Here is an 11,947-nt window from a genome sequence, read left to right on the forward strand (position 1 = left end):
CTTCGACTCTACGGGCCGGGTCTGACAATCGGCTCCGGCGGCCGTCCGGGGCCGGTGCGTCAGGGAACCGTGCGGGAGACGACGTAGACCATCGGGTACGTCGGATTGCCGAAGTTCACGACCACGTTCTGCGTCGGCCTCGGGTTCTTCTGCTCGCGGACGAGGCCGTAGTTCGGGCCGGGCCGGACGTTCTGCCCGGAGAACTTCCAGCCGGTGACATCGCGGTCGCGCGCGCCGATGGTGATGTCGTCCTTGACCAGGTCGCTGCGGCTGACGCCCAGCTCCTTCAGGAAGGCGTCCAGGCCGTCGTGCGTGGTCTGGAACTGGACGTAGAGGCGGCTGGTCTTCCAGTTGTTCGTCTCGTACCAGGCGACCTTGTTCGAGGGATGCGGTATCGGCACCTGGTAGAGGCGGCGCTGCACCTTCGACGGCCAGCCTTCGGTGAGGCCGGTCGCGGAGTACTTCTTCTCCTTGTCCTTGCCGCTGTCGCGGCTCTGGTTGGCGGAGATGACGAGATAGCCGGCCGGGATGCCGATGAGCAGCACGATGATGATCAGGGTCAGCGCGCGGCGGCGGATCATGTGGCGGCGGTCCTCGACGGGGCGCTGCGGCTCGTCGAGCGGACCGGCCTGGTGCGGCAGGGGACCCGACGTCACAGCGACCCCTGGGCGCGGCGGGCCTGCGCGTACCGCTCATAGCGTTCGTACCGCTCCACGCGGCGGCGCTTGGCGCGGCGGAAGCGGCGGGCGACCAGCCGGGCGAGGTCGGCGGCGCCGACCATGCCGGCCTCGGGGCCGAGCTGGGCGCGGACGATCCGGGCCTCGGGGCGGTAGCCGCGACCGGTCAGATGCCGCTTGAAGGCGTCCCGCGCGGGGCCGATCAGCAGGTCGTCGGCGGCCGAGACGCCACCGCCGATGACGAAGCAGGAGGGGTCGAGCGCGGCGGCCAGGTTGGCGATGCCGACGCCGAGCCACTGGCCGATGTCCTGGAGCAGCTCGACGCACATCGCGTCGCCCTCGCGGGCCAGCTCGGTGATCATCGGGCCGGTGATGTCGTCGATCTGCCCCTTGACGTGCTCGATGATCCCGTACGCCACCGGGGAGTCGGCGGCGGCCAGCTCCTTGGCCTCGCGGACCAGCGCGTTCCCGGAGCTGTACTGCTCCCAGCAGCCGCGGTTGCCGCACGGGCAGCGGTGGCCGCCGGGCACCACCTGCATATGGCCGAACTCACCGGCCACCCCGAACTTGCCCCGCTTGACCTGGCCGTCCTCGAGGATCGCGCCGCCGATCCCGGTGCCGAGGGTGATCATGACGAGGTGGTCCTCGCCACGGCCGGCGCCGAAGCGCCACTCCGCCCAGGCGGCGGTGTTGGCGTCGTTGTCGACGAGTACGGGGACCGCGAGCCGGTCGGCGATGCGGTCGCGCAGGGGTTCGTTGCGCCACGACAGGTGGGGGGCGAAGAGCACCCGGTTGCGGTCGGCGTCGACCCAGCCGGCCGCGCCGATGCCGACGGCGTGCACGTCGTGCCGGTCGGACAGGTCCAGCACCAGCTCGACGATGGTGTCCTCGACGACCTTGGGGCTCTTGGACTTGTCCGGGGTCTCCGTGCGGAGCTTCTCCAGGATGTTGCCGTCGGCGTCGACGACGCCCGCCATCACCTTGGTGCCGCCGATGTCGATACCAACCGTGGGCACGCGGGGCGCGGTCAGGTGGGAGCGGCGTTCCCGGGTGCCGATCGTTCTGAGGGCGGGGGCACGCCGGGAGCCGATGGGGGCGTTGAAGGTGCCGTAGGTGCTCATCGGGGCCGATTCTGCCTCACGGGGGTGCGGGGTGCCGAACTGCGTGGTTCCGGTTCATTGCCGGGTGCGGCGCCGTTGTGGTACTTCGCGCAGTTCCCCGCGCCCCTTAGGGACGTTCCAGTTCCTGGCGTAGATCTGCCAGGTCGCTTCCGCCTGCCATCTGGTTCGTCAGCTCGTCCAGCGTGATGTCGTCCCGGGTGTGATTCCCCACCATGGTGCCCCGCCGCAGCAGGACGAATCTGTCGCCGACCATGTACGCGTGATGCGGGTTGTGCGTGATGAAGACAACGCCCAGGCCCTCGTCCCGGGCCGCGGCTATGTACTTCAACACCACGCCCGACTGCTTCACGCCCAGTGCCGCCGTCGGCTCGTCCAGGATCAGGACCTTCGCGCCGAAGTACACCGCGCGGGCGATCGCCACGCACTGGCGTTCGCCGCCGGAGAGGGTGCCGATGGGCTGGTCCACGTCGCGCAGGTCGATGCCCATGTTGCGCAGTTCGGCATAGGTGGCGCGGCGCATGAAGTCGACGTCCATGCGCTTGAAGGGGCCGACGCCCTTGCGGGGTTCGGAGCCGAGGAAGAAGTTCCGCCAGACCGGCATGAGGGGGACGACGGCCAGGTCCTGGTAGACGGTGGCGATGCCCCGGTCCAGGGCCTCGCGCGGGGAGCCCAGGCGGGTCTCCTCGCCCTCGATGCGGAAGGTGCCGGCGTCGTGCTGGTGCAGGCCCGCGATGATCTTGATGAGGGTGGACTTGCCGGCGCCGTTGTCGCCCAGGACGCAGGTGATCTCGCCCTGGTGAACCTCCAGGGAGACGCCTTCGAGCGCGCGGACGTTGCCGTAGTGCTTGCTGACGTCGGACAGCTCCACGAGCGCCGTACGAGTCGCCGTGTCCGTCATTTCGTGGCCTCCGCGCGCTTGCGGACCCAGGCGTTGAGCAGGGTCGCGAGGAGCAGCATCGCTCCGAGGAAGAACTTGAACCAGTCGGGGTTCCACTCGGCGAAGACGATGCCCTTGCTGGTCATGCCGAAGATGAACGCGCCGACCGCCGATCCGACGGCGCTGCCGTAGCCGCCGGTGATCAGACAGCCCCCGATGACGGCGGCGATGATGTAGATCAGCTCGTTGCCGACGCCCTCGCCGGACTGGACGACGTCGTACGAGAAGAGCAGGTGCTGTCCGGCGATCCAGGCGCCGAAGGCGACGCCCATGTAGAGGCCGATCTTGGTGGCGGTGACGGGGACGCCGACCGCGCGGGCGGCGTCCTTGTTGCCGCCGACCGCGAAGATCCAGTTGCCCGCGCGGGTGCGCAGCAGGATCCAGGAGGCCACGGCGACCAGCGCGAACCACCACAGGATGGTGATCTTGAAGTCGACGCCGCCGATGGTGAGGGTCGAGGCGAAGACGTCGCGGGCGCTGGGGAAGCCCTCCATGTCGGCGATCGTCTTGGTGGAGACGGTGCCGGAGATCAGCTTGGTGAAGCCGAGGTTCATGCCGGTCAGCATCAGGAAGGTGCCGAGCGTGATGATGAAGCTGGGCAGCCTGGTGCGGGTCAGCATGAAGCCGTTGAAGGCGCCGATCGCGAGCGTGACCAGCAGGGAGACGCCTACGCCGACCCAGACGTTCGCCGTCATCTGGTAGCTGAACATCGACGAGATCAGCGCGGACGATGTCACCAGGACGCCGGCCGACAGGTCGAACTCGCCGCCGATCATCAGCAGCGCGACCGGGACGGCCATGATGCCGATGGTGGAGGACGCGTAGAGGACGGTGCTCAGGCTGGAGGCGCGCAGGAAGCTGTCGGCCGCGAAGGCGAAGAAGACGAAGACGGCGAGGGCACCGACGACGGAGCCCAGCTCGGGGCGGCCGAGGAGCTTGCGCAGCGGGGAGGTGCGCAGGAGGCGTTCGTCGGTGGTGGTGGTCGCGCTCATCGGGTGCCCCGCTTCGTGTACTCCTCCAGAGCGGCGGCCTGGTCCTTGGTGATGATCTGCGGGCCGGTGAGCACGGGCTTGCCGCCGCCGAGGACGTCGGCGTTGTACTTGTACAGCCACAGCAGGTCGACGGCCTCGTAGCCCTGGAGGTACGGCTGCTGGTCGACGGCGAAGCCGAGGGTGCCGTCCTTCAGGCCGGCGGCGACCTTGGCGTTCAGGTCGAAGGTGTCGATCTCGGCGTCGCTGCCCGCGCCCTGCTTGGCCTTGACCGCGGTGTCGGCGTACGGGGCGCCGAGCGTGACGACGGCGTCGACCTTCTTGTCGGCCTGGAGCTTGGCCTCGATGGCGGACTGCACGTCCGGCATGCTCGTGCCCGTGACGTAGAGGTTCTGCACGTCGCCGTCGAAGGTCTCCTCGACGCCGGCGCAGCGCTGCTCGTGGCCGACGTTGCCCTGCTCGTGCAGGACGCAGATCGCCTTCTTCCTGCCGCGCGCGTTCAGCTCCTCGCCGACGGCCTGCCCGGCGATGGTCTCGTCCTGGCCGATGTGGGTGAGCGCGCCGAACTCCTCGGACTTCTCCGAGCCGGAGTTCACGGTCACCACGGGGATGCCGGCCTTGACGGCGCGGGCGACGGCGGCCTTCATCGCGTCCGGCTTGGCGAGGGTGACGATGATGCCGTCGACCTTCTTGTCGATGGCCGCGTCGACCAGCTGGGCCTGCTGCTGGGCCTCGTCGTCGTGCGAGTAGAGGAAGTTGATGTTGTCCTTGGCGGCCGCCTCCTTCGCGCCGCTCTGGACGATGTCCCAGAACGTGTCGCCGTCACCCGAGTGGGTGATCATCGCGAAGGTCCAGCGGGGGGTGGTCACCGCCGCCTCGCCCCGGGCGGCCGCGGCCTTGCGGGCGTCCTCGGCGCGTTTGCCGCCGGTGCTGCTGCACCCCGCGAGGGACAGTGTCAGTGCCCCTGCCACCGCGATGCCTACCCAGGTCCGAAACCGTGCCACGAGGCCGTGCCCTTCTTGCCGTGTTCTTCGGTGCATGAGGGGCCGGTCATCTCACCGGCCCCAAACGCCCCAGTATGAACACGGGGATCGTGCCTCCCGAGACCGGGGACCGCGAGTCGGTCGCATTGTCCGGACATTGCGACGAACCCGGGCCCCGCGGGACGGTCGATCTCAGGGCCGTACGAGGAGCTGGAACTCGAAGCTGTAGCGGCTCGGGCGGTAGGTGTGGGTGCCGTACTCGACGGCGCGGCCGGTGTCGTCGAAGGTGGTGCGCTGCATGGTGAGCAGCGGGGCGCCCTCGCTCTCGCCGAGCCGGTCGGCCTCGGCGGCGGTCGCGGCGCGGGCGCCGATGGACTGCCGGGCGCTGTGCAGGGTGATGCCCGCGGCCCGCATCAGCCGGTACAGGCCGGTGGCCTCCAGCTGGGCGGTGTCCAGGTCGAGCAGGCCGGGCGGCAGGAAGTTGCACAGGTACGCCATCGGCTCGCCGTGCGCCAGCCGGAGCCGTTCCACGCGGTGGACGTCGCTGTCCTCGGCGACCCCGAGCGCCGCCGCGACCTCGGCGGAGGCCGGGACGACGGTGTTGACCAGGACCTTCGTGGCGGGGCGCTGGCCGGCCGCCTCCAGGTCGTCGTAGAGGCTGCTCAGCTCCAGCGGGCGCTTGACCTGGCTGTGCACGACCTGGGTGCCGACGCCGCGGCGGCGCACCAGCAGCCCCTTGTCGACCAGGGACTGGATGGCCTGGCGGACGGTGGGCCGGGACAGGCCGAGCCGGGCGGCCAGCTCGATCTCGTTGCCCAGCAGGCTGCCCGGGGTCAGCGTTCCCTGCTCGATCGCGGCCTCCAGTTGCTGGGACAACTGGAAGTACAGGGGCACCGGAGAACTCCGGTCCACGCTGAGGTCGAGCTGGACGGTCGGGTCGACATCTGGTTTCGGCACGGGCCGAGCGTAGCTTTCACGACTGGTTGACGGGAAGTTGTGTAGTCCGATTGTCCGGACATGCGGATTGACAGTGGGGCGGGTCCGACCCCACCTTGATTCCATGCGCATCGGGGTCATCGGTACGGGCCGCATCGGCACCTTCCATGCGAACACGCTCAGCCGGCACCGGGACGTCGGCTCCCTGATCCTGACGGACGCGGACCCCGCGCGGGCGCAGGAGCTGGCCCACCGGCTCGGCGAGACGGCGGCGCCCGGGGTGGACGAGATCTTCCGGTGGGGCGTGGACGCGGTGGTGATCACCACGGCGACCTCGGCCCACGCCGAGCTGATCGGCCGGGCGGCGCGCTCGGGACTGCCGGTGTTCTGCGAGAAGCCGATCGCGCTCGACCTGCCCGGCACGCTGCACGCCCTCGCGGAGGTGGAGGCGGCCGGGACGGTCTTGCAGATGGGCTTCCAGCGCCGCTTCGACGTGGGGTACACGGGGGCGCGCGAGGCGGTCCGCTCCGGGCGGCTCGGACGGCTGCACACCGTGCGGGCGACCACCTCCGACGCCGGCCCGCCGCCGGCCGCGCATCTGCCGCTGTCCGGCGGCCTGTTCCGGGACGCCCTGGTCCATGACTTCGACATCGCGCGCTGGGTGACCGGCCACGAGGTGGTGGAGGTGTACGCCGCCGGGTCCGACGCCGGTCCGGCGATGTTCCGCGCGGCGGGCGACGTCGACACGGGCGCGGCGCTGCTCACCCTGGACGACGGCACCCTGGTCACCGCGACGGCCACCCGGCTGAACGGGGCGGGCTACGACGTGCGCATGGAGCTGGCCGGGGAGCTGGACCAGATCGTGGTGGGCCTGGACGACCGCACGCCGATCGCGTCCACCGAGCCGACCGGTCCGCCCGCCGCGTCCCGCCCGTGGACCGGGTTCCTGGAGCGCTTCGGACCCGCGTACGAGGCCGAACTCGCCGCGTTCGTGGAGGTGGTGCGGGGCGAGCGGGCCAACCCGTGCGACGGCCGCGAGGCGTTGCAGGCCCTGCGCATCGCCGAGGCCTGCGAACGCTCCCGCCGCGAGCGCAGACCGGTACGGCTGGCGGAGATAGCGGGCGGGGCGGAGGCGGTGTTCCGGTGACCGGAGGGACGCCCGCACAGGCGGTGTTCCGGTGACCGGAGGACACCCGCGGAGGGACGGTTCCGTCGACGCGCGCTCCTACCACCGCACCGGCAGACTCCGCATCCCCCGTATCAGCATCCCCGGCAGCCAGTCGCCGGGCGGGCCGTCGAGGGTCAGGTCCGGGGCGCGGTCGAGGAGGGTGCGGATGGCGGTGCGGGCCTCCAGGCGGGCCAGGGGGGCGCCCAGGCAGTAGTGGATGCCGTGGCCGAAGGCGAGGTGGGCGCGCGGGTCGCGGCGTATGTCGAAGCGGCCGGCGTCGGGGTAGCGGGAGTCGTCGCGGTCGCCCGAGGTGAGGCCGACCATGACCGGCTCGCCCGCCTCGATCCGGGTCCCGGCTATCTCCAGCGGCTCGGCGGCGTACCGGAAGGTGGCGTTCTCCACCGGGCCCTCGTAGCGCAGCATCTCCTCCACCGCGCTGTCGATCAGGGTCATGTCGGCGCGCAGGGCGGCCAGTTGGTCAGGGTGGGTGAGCAGGGCGTGCACGCCGTTGGTGATGAGGTTGACCGTCGTCTCGTGGCCCGCGAGGAGCAGCAGATAGGCCATGCCGCGCAGTTCCTCCGGGGAGAGCCGGTCGCCGTCCTCGGCGGTGGTGCCGATCAGCGCGCTGAGCAGGTCGTCCCCGGGGCCGGCGCAGCGCTTGTCCTCGATCAGCTCGGTCAGGTAGGCGCCGAGCCGGGCGACCGCGTCCTGGCCGATCTCCGCGCTCGTCGGGGCGACGACCTCGGTGGACAGTGTGCGGAACTCCGCGCGGTCCAGCTCGGGCACGCCGAGCAGTTCGCAGATCACGGTGATCGGCAGCGGGTAGGCAAGCGACTCCACGAGATCGGCCCGGCCGAGCGGCAGCATCGCGTCGAGCAGGTCGTCGGTGATCCGCTGCACCCGGGGCCGCAGCTCCTCCACCCGCCGCGCGGTGAACGCGCGGGTGACGAGCGAGCGCAGCCGGGTGTGCCGGGGCGGGTCGACGACCAGCAGATACGGCCCGATCAGCTCCTCGTCCAGCGGCGTGAACCCGATCCTGCCGGTGTCCTTGGACAGCCTCGGGTCGGCGAGCGCCGCGCGCGCCTCCTCGTACCCGACGACCAGCCAGGTCTCGTAGCCCTCGGGCGCCGGCAGCCGCACCCGGTGCACCGGGCCGCGGGCGCGCAGTGCGGCGTAGACCGGGTGCGGGTCGGTGCGGAACGCGTCCCCGTGGTCCGCCAGATCGATGATCTCGCCGTGGTCGGCCAGATCGATGATGTCCCCCATGTGGTCCCCCACGCCTTCCCCCATGACTTTCCCCTGTCGCTCCGTCCACCCCGTCAACGGACGAGCGGCGGCGTCAGTGCCCGGCCGGCGCGTCCTCGTCCGGCTGGTCCAGGAGTCCCGCGTCGTAGGCCAGCAGCGCGATCTGCACCCGGTTGCTGAGGTCCAGCTTGGCCAGGATGCGCGAGACATGGGTCTTCACGGTGGGCACGCTCATGAACAGCCGCCCGGCGATCTCGGCGTTGGACAGACCGCGGCCGACCGCGACGGCGACCTCGCGTTCCCGCTCGCCGAGGACGGCGATGCGCTCACGCGCGCGCGTGCGGCGGATGTCGGCGGCGGTGCCGGCCGCGTGGGCCATCAACTGCCGGGTGACGGCGGGCGACAGCACGGGGTCGCCCGCCGCGACCCTGCGCACGGCGTCGAGGATCTCGGCGGGCGGGGTGTCCTTGAGGACGAATCCGGCGGCGCCCGCGCGCAGGGCGCGCAGCACCTGCTCGTCGGCGTGGAAGGTGGTGAGCACGACGACCTGCGGGGCGTCCGCGCGGGAGCGCAGCCGCTCGGTGGCGGTGAGTCCGTCCACCGTCGGCATCCGGATGTCCATGAGCACCACGTTCGGGCGGGTCCGCGCGACCAGGGCCTGCGCCTCGTCGCCGTCGGCGGCCTCCCCGACGATCTCGATGTCGTCGGCCCCGCCCAGCATGAAGGACAGCCCGGCCCGCACCAGGGGGTCGTCGTCGACGAGGAGCAGTCGGATCGCAGTCATGGGCTTACGTAATCACGGTTGCCCCGCGCGGTCGTACGACCGGGTCGGACGCCCCGTCCCTCACCCGGCCCGCAGCACCACCCCGTGCCGGGTGCGCAGCCGGTGGATCTCCCACCAGGCCACCGCCGTCACCGAGGCGGGGCCGCCGATCAGGGCGGCGATCTGCACCAGCGGCGGGCCGGGCGGCGTACCGCCGGTCGCCACGCTGATCGCCGTGAACTCCCACACGAGGACGCCGGTGAGCAGCGCGGGCAGCGCCGCGTGCACCCGCGCGGTGTTGAAGGCGCCACGGACGGCGGGGCCGGTGGCGAACAGCAGGAAGCACCCCGCCCAGACGAGCGCCGCGAGTTGCCCGAGCACCAGCGGCAGGACGAGGAACTGCCCGGCTCCGCCGAGGCCGGGTGCGAACTCCGCGAGACCGCCGGCCAGCAGGGCCATCAGCGGCACCGACGTGACGGCCCCGAAGTACCACAGGGCCGACCGTCCGGCCGCGCGCAGGTTCTGCCGCATGGTCTGCCGGGCGTCCGCGGCGGCCCAGCGGAAGAGCAGGGCCACCACGACGGGCGCGCTGAGCAGCAGCAGCCAGGGCGTGATCGCGAGCCGCAGCATGTACTGCTCCTGCGCCTGCGCGACATCCTCCGGCTTGCCGTAGACGGTCAGGATGAGGAAGGACATGACGGCGGCGGTCCAGGCCCGCACCTTCTGCACCCGGACCACCTCGGCGTCCTCGATCCGGCGGTGGCTCGGCGGGAAGATCTGCCGTGCCTTCCGGCGGGCCGCGCGGGCCAGCGGATAGCCGACCAGCAGCGGCAGGGTCACGCCCCAGAGGCACGGGACGAACAGGAGCGCCGCCACGCAGCCGTTGCCGCGCGCCCGCACCCGCCCCAGCAGCTCCCGCAGGGTCGGCCACTCGTCGTCGCGCAGCCGGCGCCAGAGCGGGACGGGAGGCTGCGGCGGCACGTACGGGCCGTAGGGGTTGTACGGGTGCGGGCCCGGCTGCGGCGGGACGTAGGGCCCCGGCTGCGGCGGCGGATACGGCCCGCCGCCCGGCGGCCACGACGGCTGATACGGATTGGGTCCCCCGGTACTCACGCTGCTGTCCTTCCTGCCGGTGCTGACGGTGATGTACCACTGTCAACTGGCGTACGCACGCGGAGACATGGGTCGAACGCGAACTCGCCCGGTACTCGCCCGGCGCGCGCCCCGGAAACGCCCTGCCCGCACCCCGCCGGCCTGGCAAGATCACCGCATGCGGACCGTGTACGCCTTGTTCGTGGGCATCGACGACTACCCCGGCGCGCCGCTGCGCGGCTGCGTCAACGACGCGCGGGCGGCGGAGGACTGGCTGCGGAGGCGCAGCGGACTCGCGCCGGAGATCCGCACGTTGTACGACGCCCAGGCCACCCGGGCGGCCGTGCTGGCGGGCGTCGAGGGCCATCTGGGGCGCGGCGGCCCGGATGACACGGCGCTGCTGTGGTTCAGCGGACACGGCAGCGAGCACGACACGGACGATCCGCGGGAGGCGACCGGCAAGGCGCAGGCGCTGGTGTGCCACGACAGCCTGGCCGAGGGCGGGCAGGCGCTGCTCCAGGACGCCGAACTGGGCGCGCTGCTCGACCGGATCGCGGCGCGCGGCACCCATGTCGTCGCCGTCCTGGACTGCTGCCACTCGGGCGGGGCGACCCGCGACACCGTCCCCGGCGCGACCGCGCGGGGCGTGGCCTGGCGGCCGTGGTGGCGGACGGAGAGCCCGCGCGGGGCGCGGGACGGCGGCGGCGCGGGGCCGGAACCGCGCCGGCACGTCCTGCTCGCCGCGTGCCGCCCGCAGGAGCGCGCCCACGAGAACCTGATCGACGGTCGGATCCGCGGCTACTTCAGCCACGCCGTGCTCGACGCGCTCGACCGGCTTGGCCCCGCGCCTTCGTACGGCGCGCTGCACGCGCGCGTGGAGGAGCACGTGCGCAGCCAGGTGCCGACGCAGCACCCCGAGCTGCGCGGCCTGGAGGACACCCGTTTCCTGCACGGCGACCCGCTGCCGTCCTCCCCCTTCCTGCTGCGGCACACGGCGGCGGGCTGGGAGGTCAACTGCGGTCAGGCGCACGGGCTGCGGGCGGCCGGCGCCGAGTTCACGCTGCTCGACGACGGTGCCGCGGCGCGCGCGGTCGTCGTCCGCGAGGTACGGCCGGAGTCGGCGCTGGTGGATCCGCTCGGGTGGCAACCCACGCCCGCCGAGCGGGAGTCGGTGTACGGGGTGACGCCGTCGGCGCTGGCGTTCCCGCCCGCCGCCGTCACGGTCACCGGTGAACCGGACGCCGTACGGCTGGTCTCGCAGGCTGTGGCGGCTGTGCCGGCGCTGGCGGCGGGCGGGGACGGGCTGCCGCTGCGGGTCGAGGTACGGGACGGGCTGGCACGGGTGTCCGGGGGTGCGGGGCGGGATCTGCCCGCGCTGCCGCTGCGGACGCGGGCCGACGCGGCGCGGGTCGCCGACTGCCTCGCCCATATCGCGCACTGGCATCGCGTCCGGGACCTGGTCAACCCCGATCCCTGGCTGTCGTCGCTGGTCCGGGTCACGGTCGAGGAGACGGCGGTCGGCCGGATGCGGTACGCGGCCGACGGGGAGATCGTCTGCTCGTACACCGCCGATCACCGGCCGCCGCAGGTGATGGTGCGCGTCCACAACGACTCGGACCGGCCGCTGTGGTGCGTCCTGCTCGACCTGACCGACAGCTATGCCTCGTCGCCGAGCCTGTACCCGGGCGACTTCGTCGGCGCGGGCCGGGCCGGATGGGCGCGGCAGGGTCAGCCGGTGTGGCTGTATCTGCCGCAGGGGAGCGCCGTCGTGCCGGGGGCGTTCACCCGGGACTGGCTGAAGGTGATCGTGGCCGAGAACGAGCTGAACATCGCCCCGTTCCGGCTGGAGCCCTGGTCGCCCGGCGCCCCGCCGGCCGCGCGGGGCGACGCGGGCGCGGGCGCCGAGGGCGGGCTGCTGCGGCTCGCCGCGCCGCCCGGCAGCCGGGACGCGGGCGGCCCGGCGCACGACGTGGGCCGCTGGGGCACGGCCCAGGTCGTGCTGCGCACGGAGGTCCCGTGACGGGGCGGAGCAGCCG

Annotated in this window: 11 protein-coding genes; 2 read left to right on the top strand and 9 right to left on the bottom strand. The window is 72.4% G+C overall.

The genetic code is table 11. The features are described from left to right. Positions 1-59: 59 nt before the first annotated feature. The 6 genes from ACZ42A_RS06865 to ACZ42A_RS06890 form a co-directional block, all read right to left on the bottom strand. Positions 60-656 carry a sugar kinase gene (locus tag ACZ42A_RS06865; protein WP_468526053.1) on the bottom strand — a complete coding sequence of 199 codons (597 nt, stop codon included), beginning with the start codon at positions 654-656 and terminating at the stop codon, positions 60-62. Beyond that, positions 653-1,798, bottom strand: a complete 1,146-nt coding sequence (locus ACZ42A_RS06870) for an ROK family glucokinase (RefSeq protein WP_468526054.1) — start codon at positions 1,796-1,798, stop codon at positions 653-655. The genes ACZ42A_RS06865 and ACZ42A_RS06870 overlap by 4 nt, the downstream gene beginning before the upstream one ends. A 106-nt stretch (positions 1,799-1,904) precedes the next feature. Beyond that, positions 1,905-2,696 carry an ATP-binding cassette domain-containing protein gene (locus tag ACZ42A_RS06875; RefSeq protein ID WP_468526055.1) on the bottom strand — a complete coding sequence of 264 codons (792 nt, stop codon included), beginning with the start codon at positions 2,694-2,696 and terminating at the stop codon, positions 1,905-1,907. Next, positions 2,693-3,727 (bottom strand): ABC transporter permease, encoded by a 1,035-nt coding sequence (locus tag ACZ42A_RS06880; RefSeq protein ID WP_468526056.1) that lies wholly within the window; start codon positions 3,725-3,727, stop codon positions 2,693-2,695. The genes ACZ42A_RS06875 and ACZ42A_RS06880 overlap by 4 nt, the downstream gene beginning before the upstream one ends. Continuing rightward, complete coding sequence (locus ACZ42A_RS06885) at positions 3,724-4,728, bottom strand: sugar ABC transporter substrate-binding protein (protein ID WP_468526057.1); 1,005 nt, start codon at positions 4,726-4,728, stop codon at positions 3,724-3,726. The genes ACZ42A_RS06880 and ACZ42A_RS06885 overlap by 4 nt, the downstream gene beginning before the upstream one ends. A gap of 171 nt (positions 4,729-4,899) precedes the next feature. After that, positions 4,900-5,664 (bottom strand): GntR family transcriptional regulator, encoded by a 765-nt coding sequence (locus tag ACZ42A_RS06890; protein ID WP_468526058.1) that lies wholly within the window; start codon positions 5,662-5,664, stop codon positions 4,900-4,902. Between the two features lie 103 nt (positions 5,665-5,767). Here ACZ42A_RS06890 and ACZ42A_RS06895 point away from each other — a divergent pair, with 103 nt between their 5' ends. Next, on the top strand, positions 5,768-6,790 hold the full coding sequence (locus tag ACZ42A_RS06895; RefSeq protein ID WP_468526059.1) for a Gfo/Idh/MocA family protein: 1,023 nt from the start codon (positions 5,768-5,770) through the stop codon (positions 6,788-6,790). 78 nt (positions 6,791-6,868) lie between these two features. Here the strand turns inward: ACZ42A_RS06895 and ACZ42A_RS06900 are convergent, their stop codons facing one another. The 3 genes from ACZ42A_RS06900 to ACZ42A_RS06910 all read right to left on the bottom strand — a co-directional run bounded on the left by ACZ42A_RS06900 (position 6,869) and on the right by ACZ42A_RS06910 (position 9,932). Beyond that, positions 6,869-8,077 carry a cytochrome P450 family protein gene (locus ACZ42A_RS06900; RefSeq protein WP_468526060.1) on the bottom strand — a complete coding sequence of 403 codons (1,209 nt, stop codon included), beginning with the start codon at positions 8,075-8,077 and terminating at the stop codon, positions 6,869-6,871. A 73-nt stretch (positions 8,078-8,150) separates the two neighbouring features. Continuing rightward, a complete protein-coding gene (locus ACZ42A_RS06905; protein WP_468526061.1) occupies positions 8,151-8,840 on the bottom strand; it encodes a response regulator in 690 nt (229 codons plus the stop codon). A 60-nt stretch (positions 8,841-8,900) separates the two neighbouring features. Continuing rightward, on the bottom strand, positions 8,901-9,932 hold the full coding sequence (locus ACZ42A_RS06910) for a hypothetical protein (RefSeq protein ID WP_468526062.1): 1,032 nt from the start codon (positions 9,930-9,932) through the stop codon (positions 8,901-8,903). 157 nt (positions 9,933-10,089) lie between these two features. Between ACZ42A_RS06910 and ACZ42A_RS06915 the strand changes: the two genes are divergently transcribed. After that, positions 10,090-11,931: a caspase family protein gene (locus ACZ42A_RS06915; protein WP_468526063.1), complete on the top strand. Its 1,842-nt coding sequence runs from the start codon at positions 10,090-10,092 to the stop codon at positions 11,929-11,931. Positions 11,932-11,947 lie beyond the last annotated feature (16 nt).

The sequence above is a fragment of the Streptomyces sp. NPDC030838 genome (genome assembly GCF_055572035.1).

What these genes read in the sequence shown, in the direction of transcription:
- ACZ42A_RS06915 (WP_468526063.1), top strand. Translation starts at nt 10,090, where the DNA reads ATGCGGACCGTGTACGCCTTGTTCGTGGGCATCGACGACTACCCCGGC.
- ACZ42A_RS06895 (WP_468526059.1), top strand. Translation starts at nt 5,768, where the DNA reads ATGCGCATCGGGGTCATCGGTACGGGCCGCATCGGCACCTTCCATGCG.
- ACZ42A_RS06875 (WP_468526055.1), bottom strand. Translation starts at nt 2,696, where the DNA reads ATGACGGACACGGCGACTCGTACGGCGCTCGTGGAGCTGTCCGACGTC.
- ACZ42A_RS06870 (WP_468526054.1), bottom strand. Translation starts at nt 1,798, where the DNA reads ATGAGCACCTACGGCACCTTCAACGCCCCCATCGGCTCCCGGCGTGCC.
- ACZ42A_RS06905 (WP_468526061.1), bottom strand. Translation starts at nt 8,840, where the DNA reads ATGACTGCGATCCGACTGCTCCTCGTCGACGACGACCCCCTGGTGCGG.
- ACZ42A_RS06900 (WP_468526060.1), bottom strand. Translation starts at nt 8,077, where the DNA reads ATGGGGGACATCATCGATCTGGCCGACCACGGCGAGATCATCGATCTG.
- ACZ42A_RS06880 (WP_468526056.1), bottom strand. Translation starts at nt 3,727, where the DNA reads ATGAGCGCGACCACCACCACCGACGAACGCCTCCTGCGCACCTCCCCG.